This window comes from Bartonella sp. MR63HLJHH (assembly GCF_042194155.1).
In the GTDB taxonomy this organism is placed as follows: Bacteria; Pseudomonadota; Alphaproteobacteria; order Rhizobiales; family Rhizobiaceae; genus Bartonella; species Bartonella grahamii.
In genome coordinates, this window is record NZ_JBHIMN010000001.1 from 119,376 (window position 1) to 142,647 (window position 23,272).

Annotated in this window: 19 protein-coding genes; 11 read left to right on the forward strand and 8 right to left on the reverse strand. The window is 36.5% G+C overall.

Annotation, left to right across the window (positions count from 1 at the left end):
- Positions 1 to 4 precede the first annotated feature (4 nt).
- The gene (gene dnaQ, locus ACFIKQ_RS00525; RefSeq protein WP_375644354.1) at positions 5 to 712 is read left to right on the forward strand and encodes a DNA polymerase III subunit epsilon; all 708 of its coding nucleotides are present in this window, start codon (positions 5 to 7) and stop codon (positions 710 to 712) included.
- Between the two features lie 322 nt (positions 713 to 1,034).
- Positions 1,035 to 3,944 carry a DNA polymerase I gene (gene polA, locus ACFIKQ_RS00530; RefSeq protein ID WP_375652553.1) on the forward strand — a complete coding sequence of 970 codons (2,910 nt, stop codon included), beginning with the start codon at positions 1,035 to 1,037 and terminating at the stop codon, positions 3,942 to 3,944.
- Between the two features lie 5 nt (positions 3,945 to 3,949).
- Here the strand turns inward: polA and ACFIKQ_RS00535 are convergent, their stop codons facing one another.
- The 7 genes from ACFIKQ_RS00535 to ihfB form a co-directional block, all read right to left on the reverse strand.
- On the reverse strand, positions 3,950 to 4,813 hold the full coding sequence (locus ACFIKQ_RS00535) for an endonuclease/exonuclease/phosphatase family protein (RefSeq protein WP_375655554.1): 864 nt from the start codon (positions 4,811 to 4,813) through the stop codon (positions 3,950 to 3,952).
- Positions 4,814 to 4,925: 112 nt separating this feature from the next.
- Entirely contained in the window at positions 4,926 to 5,699 is a 774-nt protein-coding gene (locus ACFIKQ_RS00540; protein ID WP_012754440.1) for a Bax inhibitor-1/YccA family protein, read from the reverse strand.
- Positions 5,700 to 6,703: 1,004 nt separating this feature from the next.
- Entirely contained in the window at positions 6,704 to 7,207 is a 504-nt protein-coding gene (gene lspA / locus ACFIKQ_RS00545) for a signal peptidase II (protein ID WP_375655556.1), read from the reverse strand.
- Positions 7,197 to 8,051, reverse strand: coding sequence for an RNA methyltransferase (locus ACFIKQ_RS00550; protein WP_273787537.1), 855 nt, complete (start codon positions 8,049 to 8,051; stop codon positions 7,197 to 7,199). Before ACFIKQ_RS00550 ends, lspA begins: the two co-directional genes overlap by 11 nt.
- Before the next feature lie 2 nt (positions 8,052 to 8,053).
- Positions 8,054 to 8,989 (reverse strand): class I SAM-dependent methyltransferase, encoded by a 936-nt coding sequence (locus ACFIKQ_RS00555; RefSeq protein WP_273787536.1) that lies wholly within the window; start codon positions 8,987 to 8,989, stop codon positions 8,054 to 8,056.
- 171 nt (positions 8,990 to 9,160) lie between these two features.
- Entirely contained in the window at positions 9,161 to 9,457 is a 297-nt protein-coding gene (locus ACFIKQ_RS00560) for a lipopolysaccharide assembly protein LapA domain-containing protein (protein WP_375635364.1), read from the reverse strand.
- Positions 9,458 to 9,464: 7 nt separating this feature from the next.
- Positions 9,465 to 9,743, reverse strand: coding sequence for an integration host factor subunit beta (ihfB, locus tag ACFIKQ_RS00565; RefSeq protein WP_012754445.1), 279 nt, complete (start codon positions 9,741 to 9,743; stop codon positions 9,465 to 9,467).
- 184 nt (positions 9,744 to 9,927) lie between these two features.
- Here ihfB and lptC point away from each other — a divergent pair, with 184 nt between their 5' ends.
- The 6 genes from lptC to rlmN all read left to right on the forward strand — a co-directional run bounded on the left by lptC (position 9,928) and on the right by rlmN (position 17,006).
- Positions 9,928 to 10,572 (forward strand): LPS export ABC transporter periplasmic protein LptC, encoded by a 645-nt coding sequence (lptC, locus tag ACFIKQ_RS00570; protein ID WP_375644358.1) that lies wholly within the window; start codon positions 9,928 to 9,930, stop codon positions 10,570 to 10,572.
- Between the two features lie 76 nt (positions 10,573 to 10,648).
- Positions 10,649 to 11,248 (forward strand): LptA/OstA family protein, encoded by a 600-nt coding sequence (locus ACFIKQ_RS00575; protein WP_375655558.1) that lies wholly within the window; start codon positions 10,649 to 10,651, stop codon positions 11,246 to 11,248.
- 6 nt (positions 11,249 to 11,254) lie between these two features.
- Positions 11,255 to 12,049, forward strand: coding sequence for an LPS export ABC transporter ATP-binding protein (gene lptB, locus ACFIKQ_RS00580; RefSeq protein ID WP_375635367.1), 795 nt, complete (start codon positions 11,255 to 11,257; stop codon positions 12,047 to 12,049).
- A 911-nt stretch (positions 12,050 to 12,960) separates the two neighbouring features.
- Positions 12,961 to 13,425 carry a PTS IIA-like nitrogen regulatory protein PtsN gene (ptsN, locus tag ACFIKQ_RS00585; protein ID WP_012754449.1) on the forward strand — a complete coding sequence of 155 codons (465 nt, stop codon included), beginning with the start codon at positions 12,961 to 12,963 and terminating at the stop codon, positions 13,423 to 13,425.
- Positions 13,426 to 15,233: 1,808 nt separating this feature from the next.
- The gene (locus ACFIKQ_RS00590; RefSeq protein WP_273787736.1) at positions 15,234 to 15,737 is read left to right on the forward strand and encodes an invasion associated locus B family protein; all 504 of its coding nucleotides are present in this window, start codon (positions 15,234 to 15,236) and stop codon (positions 15,735 to 15,737) included.
- A 42-nt stretch (positions 15,738 to 15,779) separates the two neighbouring features.
- A complete protein-coding gene (gene rlmN, locus ACFIKQ_RS00595) occupies positions 15,780 to 17,006 on the forward strand; it encodes a 23S rRNA (adenine(2503)-C(2))-methyltransferase RlmN (protein ID WP_375635471.1) in 1,227 nt (408 codons plus the stop codon).
- A gap of 496 nt (positions 17,007 to 17,502) precedes the next feature.
- Here the strand turns inward: rlmN and ACFIKQ_RS00600 are convergent, their stop codons facing one another.
- Positions 17,503 to 18,150 carry a LysE family translocator gene (locus ACFIKQ_RS00600; protein WP_375635368.1) on the reverse strand — a complete coding sequence of 216 codons (648 nt, stop codon included), beginning with the start codon at positions 18,148 to 18,150 and terminating at the stop codon, positions 17,503 to 17,505.
- Between the two features lie 170 nt (positions 18,151 to 18,320).
- On the opposite strand from ACFIKQ_RS00600, the gene ACFIKQ_RS00605 reads away from it, so the two are divergent.
- The 3 genes from ACFIKQ_RS00605 to ACFIKQ_RS00615 all read left to right on the forward strand — a co-directional run bounded on the left by ACFIKQ_RS00605 (position 18,321) and on the right by ACFIKQ_RS00615 (position 23,168).
- Positions 18,321 to 19,568 carry an argininosuccinate synthase gene (locus ACFIKQ_RS00605; RefSeq protein WP_375635369.1) on the forward strand — a complete coding sequence of 416 codons (1,248 nt, stop codon included), beginning with the start codon at positions 18,321 to 18,323 and terminating at the stop codon, positions 19,566 to 19,568.
- A 364-nt stretch (positions 19,569 to 19,932) separates the two neighbouring features.
- On the forward strand, positions 19,933 to 21,594 hold the full coding sequence (locus tag ACFIKQ_RS00610) for a lysine--tRNA ligase (RefSeq protein WP_375655560.1): 1,662 nt from the start codon (positions 19,933 to 19,935) through the stop codon (positions 21,592 to 21,594).
- A complete protein-coding gene (locus ACFIKQ_RS00615; RefSeq protein ID WP_375655561.1) occupies positions 21,594 to 23,168 on the forward strand; it encodes a peptide chain release factor 3 in 1,575 nt (524 codons plus the stop codon). The genes ACFIKQ_RS00610 and ACFIKQ_RS00615 overlap by 1 nt, the downstream gene beginning before the upstream one ends.
- The last annotated feature ends 104 nt before the right edge of the window (positions 23,169 to 23,272 follow it).

The following is a 23,272-nucleotide window of genomic DNA, read 5'->3' on the forward strand; positions in this document are numbered from 1 at the left end:
AGTCATGCGGGAAATTATTTTTGATACAGAAACAACAGGTTTAGATAAAGAAAAAGATCGCGTAATCGAAATTGGTTGTGTAGAAATGGTTGATCGTTATCTTACGGGGCGCCAATTTCATGTTTATTTAAACCCTGAAGGCGTTATTATTCCTGATGAAGTTGTAGCAATTCACGGATTAACCAATGAACGCCTAAAAAACGAGAAAAGTTTTAGTGATATTGTTGATGAATTTTTGGAATTTATTAAAGGCGCGACAATGATTGCGCATAATGCGAGTTTTGATATTGGTTTTATTAATGCAGAATTAAAACGCGTCAACAAACCGCTCATCAGTGTTGATAATATTCTTGATACACTGGCTATGGCACGGCGTAAATTCCCTATGGGGCCTAATTCTCTTGATATTTTATGCAAACGTTTTGGAATTGATAACAGCCATCGTGTTCTTCATGGTGCTTTGCTTGATGCAGAGATCCTAGCCGATGTTTATATTGAACTGATCGGTGGAAAACAAGGTGTATTGGGTTTTGGTAATAGAAGGGGTGTTGATGAACATATCCAGAATGATAAAGATACATCTTATGCAGTTAAAATTCGCCCACAGGCTTTACCTTCAAGATTGAGTACGCAAGAAAAAAGGTTTCATGCCGATTTTATCAACACGATGGGTGAAAAAGCTCTGTGGAATAACTTCAAAATTCATGAATAACATCATCTTTTCTCTAAAAAAGTCACCATTTAAATTAAAGAATATGGATGTCAAAAAAAACGGTCGTTGTGGGGAGGGGAACACCACAACGACCCTGTCGCTACATCGTACCTCAGCTATCATAGGAGGAGCAAAATGAAAGCTATTAATCCTGTAACAGCAAAGAAAAGCTCTAGGTACTTAATATAAAGTGCAACGACTTCATGTCTTATGAAAAGAAAAAATGGCTTTTTAGAGGCAAAGTGAAAAAAATAAAATAAAAGTGAAAAAAATATATAAGGGTAATTTACGTTTTTAGCTAAAATGGAGAAATAAAATTGTCATGAAAGCAACAGATCATCTTTTTTTGGTTGACGGATCAGGCTATGTTTTTCGTGCTTATTATGCTTTGCCGCCTTTAAAACGTAAAAAGGATGGACTTCCTGTAGGAGCAGTAGCTGGTTTTTGCAATATGTTATGGAAATTACTTTGTGATGCTCGTAATACAGCGACTGGTATTGTTCCAACACATTTTGCTGTTATTTTTGATTATTCATCTGATACTTTTCGGAAACAAATTTATCCTGAATATAAAGCGAATCGCGCTGAACCTCCTGAAGATCTAATTCCTCAATTCGCGCTGATACGTCAAGCAACGAAGGCTTTTAATTTGCCTTGTATTGAAAAGGAAGGCTTTGAAGCGGATGATTTGATTGCTACCTATGCAAAATTGGCAACAAAGGTTGGGGCAAAAACAACCATTATTTCTTCTGATAAGGATCTTATGCAACTCGTAAATACGCATGTATCTTTATATGATGGAATGAAAGACAAGCATATAGGTATCTCAGAAGTTGTAGAAAAATGGGGTGTTGCACCTGAAAAAATGATTGATTTACAAGCATTAATTGGAGATTCAACGGATAATGTACCGGGTATTCCAGGCATTGGTCCCAAAACTGCAGCTCAGTTGTTAGATCAGTTTGATTCTCTTGATATTTTATTGCAAAACGTAACAGAAATTAAACAAACAAAACGACGTGAAAACATTCAAGCTTATAGAGAACAAGTTAAAATTTCTCGTGAACTTGTTAGGCTTAAAACAGATGTTCCTATAGATAATGATTTAGATGATTTTATTTTGGAGCCACAAGATGGTCCACGTTTAATTGCTTTTTTGAAAGCGATGGAATTTTCAACATTAACGCGTCGTGTGGCAGAGGCAACGACATGCGATGCAGCTGTTATTGATGCACTTGATATAGATGTTGAATGGGAAAAACTGAGCCACGGGCATGATTCTGATATCAAAAATACTGAGCGCGCATCTCTTCATAATTTTTCTGAAAATTCTCCACAAGTTTTTGCACAAAAACGTAAAGATCAAGCGCTGACTCAAAAAATTACAAGAGATGCTTATACAACAATTCTTGATGAGGAAATTTTAAAAGATTGGTTATCACAAGCACAAGAGCAGGGTTTTTTCGCTTTTAATACTGAAACAACATCTCTTGATCCGATGCAAGCAAAGCTTGTTGGTTTTTCACTCGCATTACAGCCAGAAAAAGCAGCTTATATACCTCTTGAACATTTTGATGAAGGAGAAGAGGATCTTTTGAGGGGCGGGCACATTGCTTCGCAGATTGAGACCCGAAAAGCTTTAGCACTTTTAAAACCAATATTAGAAGATTCATCGGTGTTAAAAATTGGTCAGAATATAAAATATGATTGGTTGGTGATGAAGCAATACGACATTATTATAAGCTCTTTTGATGATACCATGCTTTTATCATATGCTTTTGATGCTGGAATATTAACCCATAATATGGATGATTTGTCTGAACGTTGGCTTGAGCATAAACCAATTTCCTATAAAGACTTAACGTATAACGGAAAAAAAATTACTTCTTTTGCACAAGTAGATTTAAAACAAGCAACCCTTTATGCGGCGGAACGTGCTGATATAACGCTACGCCTTTGGCAAGTATTAAAACCGCAACTTGTTGCTCGTGGAATGACAAAAATTTATGAACGTCTTGATCGACCCCTTGTAGAAGTTCTTGCAAGAATGGAAGAACGTGGGATTCTTATTGATCGGCAGATTTTATTGCGTCTTTCAGGAGAATTGGCACAAGCTGCTTTGATTCTAGAAGAGGAAATTTACAAACAAGCTGATGAAAAGTTTAATCTTGCTTCGCCAAAGCAATTAGGGGATATCCTTTTTGGAAAAATGGGATTACCTGGAGGCGCTAAAACTAAGGGTGGACAATGGTCAACTTCTGCACAGACCTTAGAAGAGTTGGCTGCTGAAGGTCATGTTTTACCGCGTAAAATTATTGAGTGGCGTCAACTTGCAAAGCTAAAATCTACCTATACAGATGCCTTGCCTTCTTATATTTTTTCAAAAACAGGGCGAGTTCACACGAATTATTCTTTGGCAATAACATCAACAGGGCGGTTATCATCATCAGAGCCAAATTTGCAAAATATTCCAGTGCGGACTGCTGAAGGACGTAAAATTCGAACAGCTTTTATTGCTCCAAAAGGACATGTGTTACTTTCTGCTGATTATAGTCAGATTGAATTGCGTATTCTTGCACATATTGCGGATATAAAAGCATTAAAAGAAGCTTTTGCTAAAGGGCATGATATTCACGCTATAACGGCATCACAAATGTTTGGTGTTGCGATAGAAGGAATGCATTCAGATATACGACGGCGTGCAAAAGCGATTAATTTTGGTATTATTTATGGTATTTCAGCTTTTGGATTAGCCAATCAATTGGGAATTTCACGCCAAGAAGCGGGTCGTTATATTCAACTGTATTTTGAAAGATTTCCAGGAATTAAAGATTATATGGAGAAGACCAAAATCTTTGCACGTGAAAATGGTTACGTAGAAACAATTTTTGGACGTCGTATCCATTATCCAGAAATAAAAGCAAAGAATGTAAAAATTCGTTCTCTTAATGAGCGAGCAGCTATCAATGCTCCAATTCAAGGTTCCGCGGCTGATATTATTCGCCGCGCTATGATACAGATGGAAAATGCTTTAAAAGAAGAAAAACTATCAGCAAAAATGTTGCTGCAAGTGCATGATGAACTGATTTTTGAAGTACCAGAAGAAGAGAGTAAAAAAACCATGGCTGTTGTTAAAAATGTTATGGAAAATGCTACAATGCCGATTTTATCTTTATCTGTACCGCTTGAAGTAAAAGTCATGACGGCTCAAAATTGGGATGAGGCACATTAATTTTTTTATTTATTTTTAAGAATGTTGATTGCGTTGGAAAGATTAAGATAGGCTTTGATAGGCAAATGATCTGAAGCAATGCGTGCAAGCGATGAATGATGATTTTCAATACTTGTTACCAATTGGTGGGGAAAAGAAAAAACTCTATCAAGGGCTAAAAAAGGAAAGCGAGAGGGAAAACTTGGTACAACTTCAAAAGTGCTATCAAAATAGGGAAAAAAATGATTTAAAGATGAGCCTTTTCCCATCCGCCATTCATTAAAATCTCCTATGAGGAGTGTAGGCATAAGGGAGCGTTTTTGGAAAATTTCAAGGAGCATTTTTGTTTGTTGTTTACGAGAGTAACGTAATAAGCCAAAATGAGCCGCAATAATACGAATAGGGCCTGCTGCCATTTCCAACTCTACAATTACAGCCCCACGTGGTTCAATACTAGGCAGAGTGACTTGTAAAGTATCACGTACATATCCCTTTCGCAAAAAAAGAGCATTCCCATGCCAACCGTGTCCATGAGGTGACATAGTATTAAGAGGTACAGGAATCAAACCGGTTTCAGCTTTTAATAGCTGAAGATTAATCAAACCGACGCGTTCTCCAAAACGTCTATCTGCTTCTTGAAGAGCAAGGATATCAACTTGTAATTCAGTAATAACACGGACAATTCTTGTAGGATTAAAAATTTTATCAACACCTACACATTTATGCACATTATAGGAAGCAACAGTCAGATCATAATTACTATTTTGATTGATGATGTTTGATTGATGATGAGAGCGGCTGTGAATTGCATTTAAAAGGGAGCTATGGAGTTTTTGTTGGATAAAACCGGTAAACCAAGGGAATTTTTGCTTATAAGGTATTTTTGTCATTTTGCGAAAAGAATAGTCCCTAAGAGGCAAAGGGTAAAGACTTACACTAAAAACAAAAGAACCTTGTCTCTTTTAGAAACAAGGTTCTTTAATTAAGTTATGATTTCTGCAATCAATCACGGTTTGAGCCAAGAAATTGTAGCAAGAAGACAAACATATTGATGAAATCAAGATAAAGATTCAACGCGCCCATAATAACTTTACGTCCTCTGGTGTCGCTTTCATCTCCTTCATAATACATCAACTTAATGCTTTGGGTATCGTAGGCTGTTAAACCAGCAAAGATCAACACGCCAATCACAGAGATAGCAAATTGCAAAGCGCTTGATCCAAGAAAAATGTTCACAATCATGGAAAGAAACAAGCCGATCAATCCGATGAATAGGAATGAACCGATTGCCGTGAGATCACGCTTTGTCGTATAACCATAAAGTGAAAGAGCTCCAAAAGCTGCAGCGGAAATGACAAAGGTTTGCACAACACTTTCTGTCGTATAGCGCAAAACGATTGAAGACAGTGAAAGACCAACCAGAGCAGCATAACCAAAAAAGAGGCTACGAGCAGCATTTGTGCTCAATGTATTAATTTTAAAACTGAGGAATAAAACTGCTATGAGTGGTGCAAACATAACAATGTAAGAGAATGGCGATGTATAAAATGTTACTCCAAATGATGTTAAATAAACACTGCTATTGATTTGAGCTGCTGCTTGGCTCATATCTGTTGTCGTTGCTAATGATACAATTACATAAGCGGCAGCAGCTGTAATAAGCAAACCAATGGCCATTGTATTGTAGACACCCAACATATAATCGCGCAATCCCTGATCAATTGATGCATCGGCGTGAGAAGTAGGCGCCGAACGTAAATTTTTAAAATTAGCCATAATATAAAATCCTTTAGCATATGTCCCGTCAGGTATAGGGCTTTAAAAGTGTCTCTGTCATTACACAGATAAGCTTGGCATAAGCCTTAATTGGGCAAATACAAAAACCCTTAAGAATCACTGACAGAATTCCAGCATATTTACTCTTATTATGGAGATTTATTTAAAAATTACAAGAGATTTATATGAAGAAGGAACCTTACAAATTGGTAAGGAAACGGTTCATTTTAATAAAAAATATTTCCATTTTTTGCCATATTTTTACAAGATAAAAAGACTACACTCAAAAAATTTTTATTATTCACAGAAACTATGTAATACAATCCTTTATAAAATATCCACTATTTTTGCATTTGTAAGAAGAGCGGCAAGTATCTATAATACTATTTTTCAACCTTCAATATTGCACCTGTTTTGCACGGTTAGAAGAGCTATTGAATTGGATTTATATAACATATTGATATATAGTGATAAACTGTCTTTTTGTATGCTAAATGATATTTCAAATAAAAGAGATTTAGGCTATTAAGGGCTTTTATCCAATATAAAAAACGATGATTTATATTTATAATCAATAGGTTGCTTTAACAATACACCATTGAAAATAGTTGAAAAAATGTTTTTTATTAAACAATATATAAAATAAAAAAGGAGAGTTTTTTAACGAAGCACTTAAGAAAGGCTCTGTAAAAAACAATATCTGTAAAAACTAAAAAACATATGAAAAGCAAATGTTCTAAGCAAATAATAGAACTTTAAATGCTGTAAAATATTTTCTCTCTGAATTTGATAGAGGACATATGGATAAAAAATATTGATTTCTATTTGAGTTCATTTCTTTTGCATTGACCAAGTGTAGAAGTGTAAAGTTGAAAAATAAGATTTTATAATTTTATGAAAAGAAACACGAAAAACAATTAGCTGCAAGAATTATCCAAGAAAAATCAATTTACAATCAGGCTTATGATGGTCAATAAGCTCTGTTTTCTAAGACAATGAGCATATCAATGAGAAGATGTACTGTTAGAATGACGTTTTTCTTTCATCCAAGTGCGCAATTCTTCAATAAGAATGGCAATAACACCGAGAGTTATAAAACTATCTGCAAGGTTGAAAATAGCAAAATAAAAAATATCATCAATATGAAAGAGTATATAATCAGTGACATGATGAAAGCGAATACGATCAACGAGATTGCCAATTGCTCCCCCAATAATAAGAATAAGGCCAAAGCGCATTAAAGACTTATTATGTTCAGTATTTTTCCATAGCCATAGAAGGAAGATAATCACAATGATTGTGATGGCGATGATTCCCCAGTGAGAAAAGGAAGAAAAAAACGAAAATGCAATGCCAGAATTACGCACATGATAAAGGGAAAGAAAAGGTATAAGCGAAATTTCTGTTCCTAAAGGCATATTGTGCATAACCCAGTATTTGACAACTTGATCAAGTACTACTGTAAAAGCCAAGCCCAAGAGAAGAAAAGGGAGTGATTTACGCATCATATTTTTCCTCACATGGTTCCAGTATTAAATAGGGGCGACGGATTTCATAAAGCATAACAGCTGTTGCTACAGCTAGATTAAGCGAGTCTGCACGTCCGCTTTGTGGAATACGCGCAAGTTTATCACACCGATTTGTAAGAAGATCTGATAATCCCTGTTTTTCATTTCCCATTAAAAGGATAATAGGGCCATTTTTGAAATCAAGTGTGCGATAATCCAGAGATCCTTTGAGATGTGTTCCAACGATCATACCTTTAAAGTGAGCAGACCAGTTTAAAAAGGCGCTTTCATCAAGACGATAAAGTGGTACAGAGAAAATAGATCCCATGGTTGCACGGACCGTTTCAGGCGAGAAAGGGTCTGTTGTTTCGCCAATTAAAATAACACCTTTAGCACCTACAGCATCAGCAGTTCGAATAATGGTACCAAGATTTCCAGGGTCACGTACACGATCTAGCGCGATGTAAACATCTTTAATCTGTCCTTTTATCATTTCAAGAGAGTGCCATTTTTGCTTGAAAATACCAATAACTGTTTGTGGATTATCGCGTCGTGTAAGTGATTCCATAACCTTTTGTGAGGCTTTAATAACAAAACCACCGTTGGCTACAGCACGTGCGGCAGTATTTTCGATAGCAGCATTACCGATTTTACTTTTAGAAAAAATAAGCGTCTGTATTGTCCAGCCGAGATTGAGAGCATCAATGACCAATTTCAATCCTTCTGCCATGAAAAGACCTTCTCTATTACGGTTTTTCTTTTGGCTAAGTGCTTTAAGGTCTTTTATGATGGGGTTGCTAAGAGAGGTAATTTCTTTCACTCTACCAGTTTTGGGTCTACACATATTCAAGCAATCCAACGGCTAAAAAGAGAAGTAGAAAGAGCACGTCCTGCAACTTCTTCACGCAAAATGAGTTCTCCTGATTCGACCGTACCACCAAGATTTACAAATGCATCACGCATTAAAGCATGAAGTGCAAAAAAGGAAGCACGAATAGAATAAGCTGTAAGGACAACAGAGAGCGGTTTATCAGAGAGAAGTTTACGACAATTTGAGATCATAGCGGGTAAATGATCAAACAGTTGCCAAATTTCACCATGGGGTCCACGCCCATAAGCAGGGGGATCAAGAAGAATCATATCATAGCTTTTCTTACGACGCAGTTCACGCTCGACAAATTTCATAGCATCATCGCAAATCCAGCGAATAGAATGATCTGGTAATCCTGCTTTTTCTTGATTAGCTTTTGCCCACGCAATGGCTTTTTTAGAAGCATCAACATGGGTAACATTCGCACCCGCTCGTGCCCCAATCAAAGAGGCAATACCTGTATAGCCAAAAAGATTCAACAATTTTATAGGACGTTCGGCTTTAACAATTTGCTCTTCCATAGAGCGCCAATGAGCATCTTGTTCAGGAAAAACCCCCACATGACGAAAGGAAGTAAAACGGCCTAGAAAAAACAATCCATTCCAAGAAAGAGTCCATGTTTCATCAAGTGGCTTTTTAGGAAAATGCCAACGACCAACCCCTTCTTCATCACGGTTTCCTGTGAAAATAGCATCAACATCAGCCCATTGTTTTCGTGGTAAAGCGGGTTTCCATAGTGCTTGACCTTCTGGTCGAATAATGCGGTAAGCTCCATAACGTTCTAATTTTTGTCCATGACCAGAATCAATGAGAGCATAGTTTTCACTTACACCTGTTTCTAAAATAAGGGGCAACTTTTCCTGCGGATATCTATTGTTATGGGAGGAGGATTGAAAGCATTGTGCGGGCATGTTTTGTATCACGGTATATGAGGTATGAAAATATATTATAAAGCTCTTAAGTGTTTCGTAAAAGTGCAAAAGAGCTAAAGCCAATTAAAATATGTATAAAAAAAGAAAAGAGCACTTTTAACTCTGTACTGAATATAAAATACAGAGAGAAAAGATTTTATTAAAATACCATTACACCAGATTTGTGATAGACGTTTTCAATTTCTCGATCTCTGCTTTACTTTTTTTGAGAGCTTTTTTGTATTTGTGATAGGAAAACCAACTGATCAGATTTCCTAATAAAATACCAAAACCAAAGAAAATAAAGAGCCATATAAAAAGGGGAGCATGATAAGTAAAACTTTCAGAATCTGCTCTAAAAGGATCAAGGGTTAACGGAACCATCTGACGATTAGCCACGATAAAAATAATCAAGAACGCTGTGAGAATCACACCGATACTTGTTAGAAGAATACGTTTAATTATCATAAGTTTCTCACTGATTAAGACGGTCGCGTAAATCCTTGCCAGTTTTAAAAAAAGGAATCCACTTTTCTTCAACAGAAACGGCTTCACCTGTTCGTGGATTACGTCCATTACGGGCTGAACGGCTTTTTACAGAAAAAGCTCCAAATCCACGAAGTTCAACGCGATTGCCATTTGCAAGTGCTGTTGAAATTTCCTCAAAAATAGCGTTTACAATATTCTCTACATCCCGTTGAAAAAGATGCGGGTTATGACGAGCGATAATTTGCACAAGCTCTGATTTTACCACAATAGCCTCACTTTCACACAAAAATTTTTTTGTAATTGTGCACTTCATGCATATTACAATATATAAACGGATAAAAGCAAAATAAAACCAAGAAAAAACAAATTGCAAGAAACAAAATTTGAAAATACCTTCTATAAAGGTTATACAGATTAAAAATGCGGAGTATTTAAGAGATTAGGAGAGTATGTCCGTACACAATAATTATGAAGCCTTTTCAACGCAATCATCTTTTGGAGATGTTTTTAAAAAAGCATCCCTTCATTCGCGTCGCATTAGCATATTAAAAATTTTTTTACCTCTCTTAGCGTTGATTTCAGCGCTGGTTTTTTGCTGGTTTACGTTTTTCTTGGTTCCCGTTACTTCTGATTCTATGCCTTTGAATAATGAAGAAAGTGGCGTGGTGAATTTGACAATGCTCAATCCAAAGTTAGAAGGGTATACGCGTGCTCATGAACCTTATTGGCTTAAAGCAGAAAAGGCATTTCAAGACCATACACACTCTGGAATGATTGGGTTGCAAAACATTACAGCTAAAGCATTTATGGGCCAACAAAAACAGGTTTTTCTCGCAGCACAAGGGGGGGTTTACGATAACATTAATGGTTTTTTACAGTTGGACAAGCCATTCACCATTACGACGAATGATGGGATGATGGCACAATTTATGTCAGCGAGTATTAACTTATCTGAGGGACAGTTAAAAACAGATCAACGTGTTAATATTCAGCAAGCCGGTTTGCATCTTGCCGCAAATGCCTTACAAATTCGAGAAAAAGGAAAAAACATGTATTTCCATGGTGGTGTGCATTTAGTGCTTCAAAAGCAATGACGCAAGATCAATACGAATCTTCAAAGGATATTTATAAAGAGAAGTATGTGTATATACAAACAGAAGAATTGAAATAATGAAATCGTACAAAAGATGGATAGGTGTGACCTTGGCTTTTAGCATGGGAATGTTAGGAGGAGGAGCGGTTTTAGGATATGCTGAAGTGGCCCATTTTGGAATAAGTTTATCAAGCGACAAAGAACCGGTAGAACTTCATGCAGATTCTTTGGAAATACGTGATAAAGAAGGGATAGCGCTTTTTAAAGGTGATGTTTCAGTGGTGCAAGGTGAACGTCTTTTAAGAACGGCAAAATTAGTTGTTTACTACGATAAAGCATATAAAGAAATTGATAAAAACAAGGAAGGTACAAAGGCATCATCTGTTTCTTTATTTGGTTCGTCGGGTATACAAAAAATGGAAGCTTTAGGAAAAGTTTATATAAAAATTGCTACGCAAATTGCTACGGGTGATAAAGGCGTTTTTGATGGAAAGTCAAAAATGATGAGTTTGACAGGGAGTCATGTTGTGTTAACTGACGGTGACAATGTGGCCACGGGGTGCAAACTAACGGCAAATATGGAAAGCGGAAAGGCTTTTTTAGAAGGTTGTGAGACGCCTAAGAAAAAAGGTCGTGTTTCTATTATTTTAAAACAAAATCAAAAGAATGGCCATTAAGATTTCATGTTTGGAATCAAAAGAAAAAAACAGACCGATAAATATAATCTTGAAAGTGAAGCTTCAAAAAATCCCTTAAAAGGGACCTTGATTGCCAGTAACTTGATTAAAGTTTATCGAGGAAGACGAACTGTTAATGGTGTTTCTTTTGGCATTCGTACGGGAGAAGCCGTTGGCATTTTAGGGCCCAATGGGGCAGGTAAAACAACTTGTTTTTATATGGTTACGGGGCTCATAAAATCTGATGGAGGATCCATTAAAATTGATGGATTTGATATTACGCATCTTCCGATGTATCGACGTGCGCGTTTAGGTATTGGATATCTTCCACAGGAGGCTTCTATTTTTCGTGGTCTTTCAGTAGAAAATAACATTAAAGCTGTTTTAGAGGTCGTTGAAAAAGATCGCCTTAAACAACGTGAAGAGTTAGATAGCCTTTTACATGAATTTAAAATTGATCATTTACGTAAAATGTCTGCACTTTCGTTATCTGGAGGTGAACGTCGGCGACTTGAAATTGCGCGCGCTTTAGCTTCTCGTCCCCATTTTATGTTACTTGATGAACCATTTGCAGGAATTGATCCTATCGCTATTTTCGATATTCAACAACTTATTCGTCATTTAACTAGGCGTGGCATTGGTGTTCTAATAACGGATCATAATGTGCGTGAGACATTAGGGCTTGTCGATCGCGCTTATATTATTCATACAGGGCGGGTGTTAGTTCACGGTTGTCCTAATGATATTATCAACAACGTTGATGTACGCAGAATTTATTTGGGAAATCAGTTTTCTCTTTGATTTTACAGCTTTCACGAGTTTCCATTTAAGTTTAACCAAACATTATTACTGAAAATCTCCTTATTTATGCCAAAACTTCTTTTATGACTATAACCTTAATGTTGTTATTGAGTGGTGAAAAAGACTTCATCATTAGAGGGTTAGTTTGTTGTTTTATAAGTTTAGCTTGCTCATGATTGTATCATAGAAAAGATATCACTAGATTAACTTGATAATGAGTGATAAACGAAGCTCTCAATAAATGCGTGCGTTATTGAAAGGTAAGAGATATTTATCATATTTTTCTCTGTCGAATCAAATAATATATCGATGATGCTGTTTTAGGTATTTTGATGGGAGCACCGGTTATATATTGCGGTTATTCAATAGGAGTTGTCGTATTTTATTGGTTTATATGGCCTATTTGAAAATAGGAGCTCGGCTAAAGATATCAGGATAAATCTATAAACCTTTCAAAATAATCATTAAATCTCTAAAAACCTTTATATTCTTGTTATAAGGCGATGTTCAAGCTATACAGTAATTTTCAAAGTAAAGGTCCATTTTGCTCAGTATGCTTTTCATCTTAATTTAAGGGCTCATTTTTAAAGAAAGAAAAACTCTGATGGCGAATTATACATCAACTCTTATGACAAGTTTAATAAATTTATGAATAATGACCTTTTCTAGAGTCGTGAGGAAATTAACTTTATGAACAACTTCATTTCTTTGGTTTCTCATGCCGTTAATGATGATCCGAATACTATTTATTGTTGTGTTAGAAGTGATATGAGATGTATTGAGCCATCACCCATTATAAATTGAAAAGTAAAAACACATGCGATGTTGCGAAAAGTGAAAGAACATTAAGTATCTATACCGTTTATAGGTTTATTGATGAGCATTTTAGCGTGTAAGAGGAAAATTAAAGTATGAATTTGAGTGAGTTAATAGCACCGGAAGCGATCATTCCGGCTCTTAAGGCTAATTCGAAAAAACAGGTTCTGCAAATTTTAGCCGAAAAAGCTTCCAAGCTAACAGGTCTTAGTGAGCATGTGATTTTTGATGTTGTTTTACAACGCGAGAAGCTTGGTTCAACGGGTTTGGGTGGAGGTATTGCGATTCCTCATGGAAAATTACCTGATATTAATCGGATCATTGGTATATTTGCACGTCTTGAAAGTCCTGTTGATTTTGAAGCTCTTGATGACGAACCTATAGATCTCGTTTTTCTCCTTTTAGCACCTGAAAATGCTGGTGCAGATCACTTAAAAGCTTTATCACAGATCGCACGTGTTTTGCGCCACACTGATGTTGTGCAAAAATTGCGCAATACGCATAATGCTAATGCGCTTTATGCTTTACTGATTCAAACTTCAGAATCAAATGCAGCTTAGAAGATATTATGAGTGTATAAGTTGCAAGGTATACACCACGGAACGTAGAAAATAATATAATTTTTATCTTAAAAGACTGATAACAAAAGGTTATGTCATGCAATTTTGAGAAATCGTTTCTAAGCGAACCTTCTTTTTAAAGAGCAAGTAACAAAAACGAAGTACTTGTTTTTGTTACTTGCTCTTGTATATTAAAGCATCTAATCATTATGCTTCGTGGGTTCATTTATCCTGTTGTACTGTAAAAAGCCATCATTTGAGGTGTGGAGAGATAAGGCATGTAAGTCTTCTTAATACATTAAATGCTTTTAGAATGTGTGGTAAATATTCTTAAGCAGGACTTGTTTGTAGAGCTTTTGGTTAGGTAAATCACATAAGTGGGAAGACAAGAGGAGACCGCTCGACAAGAATCCAAACTTTTTCAGTCCAGATTGGATTAAGAATCTTTGTCCTTTGAAAGCGGGAAAGAAATCAACAGAAAAATTTATTTGTGCATCGAATTTTTTCGTAAATTGAGTTTGAGTGTTTAGGGATAATATTTTAATGCTCAAGAAGAAATAAGAGTGTATCCTCAGTATAGCAAGATATTGATTTATAAATATAATTCACTATTTTGCATGTTGTAAATGGAATTAGCGTGTGGATAAAAACTGTACAAGAAAGGGTAAAAATGCTTCCTATGAATCGTCTCAAGTATCGAGGGTTGTAGCAAAACATTGGGAGCTGGAAAATAGTGTTATGGTGCCGGTTTGCTTCTTCACAAGTGGGGAGGTCAACTATTTTATAGATATGATTTAGATGTCAGCTGTTTTATAGAGCCCATGCTAAAAAACAATTTTGTACGGTAAAAATGAAAGTTATAGCTTTAGGTTGGGTGAAACAGCTTTGTGCATGGGAAGATTTATTCAGATCCACTTTAATTGATTAAAATGTTGTTAAAAAACGATAAGGTTAAAATTGCTGTAGAAAAAGATTTTATATTTTTGTTGATAAATTACTTAGAAATAAGAGAAGGAAACTTTTCAAAAGAATTCTTAGGAAGTTTTTTATAACAGAAAGGAAAATGTCGTCTAACATATTAAAATAATATGATTAAGCTATTATAAGCTACTAAAATCATTTTAGAAATTAATAATTGGAGATAAAATATATAGGGAAATAAGATCAAAAGAAACAAAGTGGTATGTGATTATTGAGATAGAATCTGAATTCTTTATGTTTTATTATTAATATCTTGATAATATTTTATTATTTTTACAAGATATTTTGAAGATTGAGAAAAAGTGTTATCGGGACGATATTGAATACGAAGTATGAATGCACTATAATGGGTGAAAGATGGAGTATTTTGCGAACATAAATGTATTGAATGCATAAAGTCGAGAATTGATATTCGTAAGGCGATTAAGCTTTTTTGCGGGGGAGTACGGGGTGTATTTTCAAAATTTTGCATCAGATTGCTTGTGATATAAGATGAGAAGAGTACAGTTTATTTCTTAACAGAGTGATGGTATATTTTCATCTCGTTTTGAAGTTCTATAGCTTAAAGAAATCGTTTTTTATACAAAAACGAAATGAGTAGCGTAAAATGAAGATGTTATTTTTTATGTGGTTATTGAATAAGAAGTTTATGTTTTGGTAACGATTAAAAGGTCACAATGAAACGTGGAAATCTATTCTGGTTAGTGTGAAAATATTTCGCTTATTGAAGGAATTAAGACAATAACACATGAATATCGAGGAGTTTTTGTTGAATTTTTCCAATGAAGAGAATCTTGTTAGAGACTAAAGAAGTGAGCTAAATGAAGATGTTTGAAAAGACTGTTATTGCTGCATCTGTAATGGTTCTTGTTACAGCGGGCGTGGCATATGCACAAACGCCAAGCCGTTTAAATCAATTTGAAGCGTGGGGAGCCTATTCTTATAAATCGCCCAAAAATACGATTTGCTATGTGTTATCGGTACCTTTGAAGGCTCTTCCAACGACAGTTAATCATGGTGATAACTTTTTCTTGGTTACCAAGCGTTCTCATTCACCTATTTCGTTTGAACCGCAGTTTATGGCTGGTTATACCCTTCAAGAAGGGTCGAGAGTGACAGTGACCATTGGAGGTAAGGACTTTGATTTTTTCACGAAAGATTCCTCAGCTTGGTTGGCTTCATCAGAGCTAGAAAAGCAGCTTGTTTCTGCTATGCGTGCTGGAAGCAATATGACAGTGAAAGCGATATCAAAACGAGGAACGCATACCACTTATACTTATTCCTTAAAAGGGGTCACTGCTGCATTAAATGCAGCTCAAAAATGCCATTAAGGTTTCGATAATTTCTAGAATAGTGATGTGAATTGGAAAGCAATGGCCATTTCCTATGACCTTAGACCAGTTGGTTCATGTTTTGCGCGAGAAACAGATAATGTGGTCGTGAAGGAGAGTTCTAAGCTCTCTTTAATTGGTTTGTCACAAGATGAGATGGTGCAAGCTTTAAAGACGGTTGGTGTACCAGAGCATCAAACGCGTATGCGTGTGCGTCAGCTTTGGCATTGGCTTTATGTGCGTGGTGTTTCAAATTTTGATGAGATGCTGAATATTTCTAAAGCAATGCAAGAAACACTTAAGTGTCATTTCTCCATTGCGCGCCCAGAAATTGTTGGAGAACAAATATCAAAAGATGGTACGCGTAAATGGCTCTTACGTTTTTCTGCACGTGGAGCTGGAAGGCCTGTTGAAATTGAAACGGTTTATATCCCTGAAGAAGGACGTGGTACTTTATGTCTTTCATCGCAAGTAGGGTGTACGTTAACTTGCTCTTTTTGCCATACGGGAACGCAGATGCTTGTTCGCAATCTGACTGCGGAAGAAATTTTGGCACAATTATTGGTTGCACGTGATTGTTTGGGTGATTTTCCTGATAAAAATACCCCTGATGGGGCAATAGTTCCCATTGAAGGTCGCAAAATTACCAATATTGTTATGATGGGGATGGGAGAACCTCTTTATAATTTTGAAGCTGTTAAAAAAGCTTTATTGATTGCTTCTGATGGCGACGGGCTTTCTTTATCAAAACGTCGGATTACGCTTTCAACCAGTGGGGTTGTTCCTGGAATTATCCGAACCGGAGAAGAAATTGGTGTTATGTTGGCGATTTCACTCCATGCAGTACACGATACATTAAGGGATATGCTTGTTCCCATTAATAAAAAATATCCGCTTGCTTTACTAATGGAGGCTTGCCGTAATTATCCTGGTCTTTCCAATGCGAAACGAATCACTTTTGAATATGTTATGCTGAAAGATATCAATGATAGTTTAGATGATGCTAAGCGATTGATTAAGTTATTGAAAGGGATTCCTGCTAAGATCAATTTAATCCCTTTTAATCCGTGGCCAGGGAGCAATTATCAGTGTTCTGATTGGGAGCAAATCGAGCGTTTTGCTGATGTCGTTAATCAAGCGGGCTATGCTTCTCCTATTCGGATACCGCGTGGACGCGATATTTTAGCGGCATGTGGACAACTTAAATCAGCTTCAGAGCGTTTACGGAAATCTGAACGTTTGCGACTTGAAAATGCCATTGGTCATTAGTTAATGCAACTTTCTGCGATATTAAAGCCTATGCTTTTTTTCAGTAAATCAGCATATAATAGCATGTGTGAGACAGAGATTAAGATGGATAAGTGTTAGACGAACAGTTTCAGCTTTTATATGCTCAATGGGGAGAAATATTGTATATAGCAGTCTGTTTGCGTAATTTCTAAAATAAGGAGGAAACCTCATTTAGAGGCAATATGAAGTCTTAAGGGTCTTAACTAATTTCCATATTATTATCGTACATTTTAATTCTATTTTATGACTTTTAAAAGCATCTACGGTAATATCTTTTAAAAAGTGGAGATTGTGTATTGCCTCACTCTTTTGTTTATTACGTTCTTTAAAAAGATTTCGCTTCACACACGAAAACTCCCGATTCGCTTATAACGTACAAGGGAAAGATATTGTTTGATTCAAAATAAACAGGTTTGAAATGAGAGAATCCTACAATATTTTGGTTCTCATTTAAATTAAAAACGATAAATTACATTTATAAATCAATTTTTGTAACTATAAGGAGATGGAGGGCAAAGATAGTAAAAGTACCAGCAATAAGCCAGTCGAGAAAGCGAATATAAAGAGGTTTTTTCTTGAGAATTTTGGTAAGTTTATGCGCTGTAAAAACGATAGAAATTGTAATGGGAAAAGAAATAGGGATATAAGAGAGTCCTAAAAAGAGTAGCTTTTGTGTTGCCATAGGATCATCCGCATTGATAAATTGTGGTAAGAATGTCGCGTTAAAGAGTATAACTTTAGGATTTAAAAGATTGATTCCAATACCAGCAAGATAGTTACGTTTAGCGCTTTGAGATTTAGAAGATGTCTGTTCGAAGGAAAAAGTTGGATTTCTCCGTAACGCTTGAAAAGAAAACCATAAAAGATAAAAGGCGCCAGCAATTTTTAGAAGAATAAAAGTGTGTGGCGCAGCAAAAATAAGCGCTGATAAGCCAAGTGCTACAGCGGTAACCTGAATGGCAAACCCTGTTGCACTACCCAAGGCGCACATAATTCCAGCTTTTTTGCTTTGTGTAATGGTTCGTCCTACAGAAAGCATCATATCAGGTCCTGGAATAAGTGCTAAAATCAACGATGCTAAAGCAAATTGTACAACAATAGACCACTCCGGTAGAAATGACACGTAAATCTCCTTTTATTTTTAAGCAGTATTCATTATTTACACTCTAAAGCGTTTTTATTTACGTTTTTTGCGTCTTTTTAATGTTGCTTAAAGAGAATTTATTTTTATATTTGTTGCATTGTTTTGATTTCTAGGTAGAGATAAAAGAGCAGCTCATATAGAATTTTGAAATGAAGAAGTGGCAAAATATTAGAAAAGTTGTTTTGGCTTATTCAGGGGGATTGGATACGTCAATTATTCTCAAATGGTTGCAAAGTACGCTAGGCGTTGAAGTTGTAACTTTTACAGCGGATTTGGGGCAGGGGGAAGAGCTAGAATTTGCTCGTCGTAAAGCTGAAATGTTAGGTGTTAAAGAAATCTATATTGAAGATTTGCGCGAAGAATTTGTGCGTGATTTTGTTTTTCCGATGTTTCGAGCCAATACCGTTTATGAGGGAACTTATCTTTTAGGAACATCAATTGCACGCCCACTTATTTCAAAACGCCTTATTGAAATTGCTAAGGAAACAGGAGCAGATGCAATTGCTCATGGGGCAACGGGCAAAGGCAATGATCAGGTACGCTTTGAGCTTTCCGCTTATGCTCTTAACCCTGATATAAAGATTATTGCTCCATGGCGTGATTGGGATTTTAAGAGTCGGACAGATCTGTTTGAATTTGCTCGTATACATCAAATTCCTGTAGAAAAGGATAAGCAAGGCGAAGCACCTTTTTCAGTGGATGCAAATTTATTGCATTCTTCATCAGAAGGAAAGATTTTAGAAGATCCAGCACTTCCTGCTCCTGAATATGTCCATATGCGTACTCTTTCGGTGGAAGATGCTCCAGATCAAGCAACCAGAATCACTCTTGGCTTTAAAAAAGGTGATGCTGTTTCAATCAATGGAAAAAATTTATCTCCTGCAACTTTACTTGCAGAATTAAATCATTATGGGCGCGATAATGGTATTGGTCGGTTAGATTTGGTAGAAAATCGCTTTGTGGGTATGAAATCGCGGGGTATTTATGAAACACCAGGGGGGACCATTCTTTTAACGGCTCACAGAGCTATAGAATCTTTAACGCTAGATCGTGGTGCAGCTCATTTGAAAGATGAATTGATGCCACGTTATGCAGAACTCATTTATTATGGATTTTGGTTTTCGCCGGAACGTAAGATGCTGCAGGCAGCTATTGATTTATCTCAAGAACATGTTGAAGGTGAAGTCACGTTAAAACTCTATAAAGGAAACGTGATTGTTGAAGGGCGACAAAGTAAAAAATCACTTTATTCGAGTGAGTTGGTAACTTTCGAGGATGATCAAGGTACTTATGATCAAAGAGATGCAACTGGTTTTATTAAATTAAATGCTTTACGTTTGCGTACATTAGCAATGCGTCATCAAGGTGACAAAAAAAGAAATAGAAAATTACAGTGACAAGTGTAAAGTAGGGGAAGTACTTTTGTATGGAATGCCTAACTTAAGCATTTTTATCTGTTGGTTTTTGCAGTCCTTTCATTCAATGTTAGAGGCTTCGCTTTTGTACTAAATCAGTATAATAAGCAAAATTCATGATAATAATAGCAATGAAGGCTTTGATAATCAAAACAAGTCAATTTTGCTTTATAATATTGAATGTTTTTGATTTTTATCAGAACAAAATATGTTTATAGCGAGGGCGATTTTTGTATTGTGACTTAAGAGTATAAAGAAATTTTCATCTTTTTGCTTGCTATTATTGACGAATAAATTCAAGAACCATACACCCTATTTTGAAAGAGTGTAATTTTTAGGACAAATAATGATGCGTGATCAGTGTGATACCCTTAACCTTGCGCCTGAATTAAAAGATGCGGCTTTTCAATCGAGAACTTGGCCATTTGAAGAAGCACGTAAGATTATCAAACGGTATGAAAAGACGGGTTATCCAGACAGTGTGATATTTGAAACAGGTTATGGACCTTCTGGTTTACCGCATATTGGTACTTTTGGGGAAGTTGCACGTACAACCATGGTGCGTCATGCATTTCATATTCTTACGGAGAATAAAGTAAAAACAAAATTGCTTTGTTTTTCTGATGATATGGATGGTTTGCGCAAGGTTCCTGAGAATGTGCCTGATCGCGAGAGGATGGAACATTATCTTGGTCAACCGTTGAGCCGTGTACCCGACCCTTTTGGAGATGACTATCCTTCTTTTGGGGCAGCAAATAATGCGCGGCTACGGGCTTTCCTTGATCGTTTTGGTTTTGATTATGAATTTGCAAGTGCTACGGATTATTACCATTCTGGTCGTTTTGATGAAACACTTTTGAAAATCCTTGCCTGTTATGACAAGGTTATGGCAATTATTTTACCAACATTGGGTGCAGAGCGGCAAGCGACCTATTCGCTCTTTTTACCAATTTCTCCCTTTTCTGGAAAAGTATTACAGGTACCGATGATTGCACGTAATGTTGAAAAAGGTACAGTTACTTATATTGAGCCAGAAACAGGAGAAACCATAGAAACAGAGGTTACGGGGGGCAAGGTTAAGTGTCAGTGGAAGGTGGATTGGGCAATGCGTTGGACAGCACTTGGCATTGATTATGAAATGGCAGGAAAAGACCTTATCGATTCCACAAATCTTTCTTCTAAAATTTGTAAAGTATTAGGTGGGAAGTCCCCAGAAGGATTCAACTATGAGCTCTTTTTAGATGAGAAAGGGCAGAAAATTTCCAAATCCAAGGGAAATGGCTTAACCATTGATGAATGGCTTACTTATGCCCCAACAGAGAGTTTAGGGCTTTATATGTTTTCAAAGCCTAAAACAGCAAAAAGGCTTTATTTTGATGTCATTCCTAAAGCGGTTGATGAATATTATGCGCATCTTTCAGCCTATGGTCGCCAAGAATGGAAAGAGCGGCTGAATAATCCTGTATGGCATATTCATAATGGTTGCCCTCCGCAAGTTGATTTGCCTGTTTCCTTTGCGATGCTCCTAAATTTGGTAAGTGCTTCAAATGCGGAGAATGCAGAAGTTCTTTGGGGTTTTATTTCTCGTTACGCTAAAGGAGCAAATGCACAAACTTATCCAGAACTTGATCAATTGGTGAAGTTTGCCATTAAATATTTTGATGTTTTTGTTAAACCAAACAAAAAATTCCGGCTCCCTGATGATAGCGAACGAGCAACCTTAGCACAAATTGATGAAAAATTAGCTAATTTACCTGAAACTGTTGATGGCAACATGCTACAAAATATGCTTCTTGATGTTGCACGGTTAACGGAACGCTATCAAGATCATAGCAAAAAAAGCCCTGAAGGTGGGCCTGGTGTTTCCAATGTTTTTTTTCAAATGTTGTATGAAGTCCTTCTGGGACAAGAGCGAGGTCCACGATGGGGATCATTTATAGCGCTTTATGGGATTAATGAAATGCGTGCACTGATTGCTGAAGCGCTTGCACGGCCGATGGAGGAATAATGGAAAAGAGAGTGCAGGAAGTAAAGCGACGCCGTACATTTGCAATTATTGCTCACCCAGATGCTGGGAAAACAACATTGACAGAAAAGCTTTTATTGTTTGGTGGTGCTATTCAACTTGCAGGAGAAGTAAAAGCCAAAAAAGATCGTATTCAAACCCGTTCTGATTGGATGAATATTGAGCGTGATCGTGGTATTTCCGTTGTAACTTCGGTGATGACGTTTGAATATGAAAATCATATTTTTAATCTCCTAGATACTCCAGGACATGAGGACTTTGCGGACGATACCTATCGCACACTCACAGCTGTTGATAGTGCTGTCATGGTTTTGGATGCGGCACGGGGAATTGAGCCTAGAACATTAAAATTGTTTGAAGTGTGTCGGATGCGGGATATTCCTATTGTTACGTTTATCAATAAAATGGATCGTGAGGCACGTGATCCTATAGAGCTTTTAGATGAAATTGAAGAAAAGCTTGCTCTTGATACTGCGCCTATAACATGGCCAATTGGTACGGGTAAAGATTTTGTTGGTACCTATGACCTTTATCATAATCGTTTTCGTCAAAAAGATGATGAGATAACACAGCAGATAGTTTCAAATCCCAGAGAGGTTGTCCATTTACTTCCTGAATATCAACATTCAACTTTTATTGAAGGGGTAGAACTCGCTCAAAGTGTTTGCAAGAATTTTGATCTTCAAGCTTTCCGTGAAGGTCATATGACTCCGGTTTATTTTGGTTCAGCTTTGCGAAATTTTGGTGTTCGTGATTTGATCAATGCGCTTATTGATTTTGGTCAAAGTCCTCGTGACCAAAGTGCAGATCAGCGCAATGTCATAGCCATGGAACCTAAAATGACGGGATTTGTTTTTAAAATTCAAGCAAATATGGATCCTAATCATCGTGATCGTATTGCATTTTTTCGGGTATGTTCGGGAACACTTGAACGTGGTATGAAGACAAAGTTGGTTCGAACAGGAAAACCAATGACACTTTCGGCTCCACAATTTTTCTTTGCGCGTTCACGCCAAATTGCTGATCAAGCCTATGCCGGTGATATCGTAGGGCTTCCTAATCATGGAACATTGCGTATTGGCGATACTTTGACTGAAGGAGAAGATATCCTCTTTAAGGGAGTACCAAATTTTGCACCAGAGATTTTGCGTCGTGTTTGTTTGGGCGATCCAATGAAAGCAAAAAAGCTCAAAGAAGCTTTGCAACAAATGGCTGAAGAAGGGGTTGTACAATTGTTTATTCCTGATGATGGGTCGCCTTCTCTCATTGGTGTTATTGGTGCTTTGCAAATTGATGTTTTAAAAGAACGATTAAAAATAGAATATTCTTTGCCAGTGAATTTTGAGTCTGCGCGTTTTAATTTATGTCGTTGGATTTCAGCGCAGAGCAAAGATGAGTTGCAAAAGTTTCTCAGCAATCACCGCTCTGCTATTGCGTATGATTTAGAAGGTGATCCAGTCTTTTTAGCGGAGAATCATTTTTCATTGAATTATGAGGCAGAAAGAGCTCCTAAAATAAAATTTTCTGCTTTTAAAGATTACCAAGTACGCTCTTAAAATAAAGAAAAATATTTTCTACAATAATTTGATTTATAATGATAATTTATCATTTTTTATATTGGGTTAAAAATCTGAATATTATAAGTTTCTTATATTGAAAC

Bases quoted from the DNA above. Each gene is read 5' to 3' on its own strand.
- dnaQ (WP_375644354.1), top strand. From the start codon at position 5: ATGCGGGAAATTATTTTTGATACAGAAACAACAGGTTTAGATAAAGAA.
- polA (WP_375652553.1), top strand. From the start codon at position 1,035: ATGAAAGCAACAGATCATCTTTTTTTGGTTGACGGATCAGGCTATGTT.
- ACFIKQ_RS00535 (WP_375655554.1), bottom strand. From the start codon at position 4,813: ATGACAAAAATACCTTATAAGCAAAAATTCCCTTGGTTTACCGGTTTT.
- ACFIKQ_RS00540 (WP_012754440.1), bottom strand. From the start codon at position 5,699: ATGGCTAATTTTAAAAATTTACGTTCGGCGCCTACTTCTCACGCCGAT.
- lspA (WP_375655556.1), bottom strand. From the start codon at position 7,207: ATGATGCGTAAATCACTCCCTTTTCTTCTCTTGGGCTTGGCTTTTACA.
- ACFIKQ_RS00550 (WP_273787537.1), bottom strand. From the start codon at position 8,051: ATGTGTAGACCCAAAACTGGTAGAGTGAAAGAAATTACCTCTCTTAGC.
- ACFIKQ_RS00555 (WP_273787536.1), bottom strand. From the start codon at position 8,989: ATGCCCGCACAATGCTTTCAATCCTCCTCCCATAACAATAGATATCCG.
- ACFIKQ_RS00560 (WP_375635364.1), bottom strand. From the start codon at position 9,457: ATGATAATTAAACGTATTCTTCTAACAAGTATCGGTGTGATTCTCACA.
- lptC (WP_375644358.1), top strand. From the start codon at position 9,928: ATGTCCGTACACAATAATTATGAAGCCTTTTCAACGCAATCATCTTTT.
- ACFIKQ_RS00575 (WP_375655558.1), top strand. From the start codon at position 10,649: ATGAAATCGTACAAAAGATGGATAGGTGTGACCTTGGCTTTTAGCATG.
- lptB (WP_375635367.1), top strand. From the start codon at position 11,255: ATGTTTGGAATCAAAAGAAAAAAACAGACCGATAAATATAATCTTGAA.
- ptsN (WP_012754449.1), top strand. From the start codon at position 12,961: ATGAATTTGAGTGAGTTAATAGCACCGGAAGCGATCATTCCGGCTCTT.
- ACFIKQ_RS00590 (WP_273787736.1), top strand. From the start codon at position 15,234: ATGTTTGAAAAGACTGTTATTGCTGCATCTGTAATGGTTCTTGTTACA.
- rlmN (WP_375635471.1), top strand. From the start codon at position 15,780: ATGGCCATTTCCTATGACCTTAGACCAGTTGGTTCATGTTTTGCGCGA.
- ACFIKQ_RS00605 (WP_375635369.1), top strand. From the start codon at position 18,321: ATGAAGAAGTGGCAAAATATTAGAAAAGTTGTTTTGGCTTATTCAGGG.
- ACFIKQ_RS00610 (WP_375655560.1), top strand. From the start codon at position 19,933: ATGATGCGTGATCAGTGTGATACCCTTAACCTTGCGCCTGAATTAAAA.
- ACFIKQ_RS00615 (WP_375655561.1), top strand. From the start codon at position 21,594: ATGGAAAAGAGAGTGCAGGAAGTAAAGCGACGCCGTACATTTGCAATT.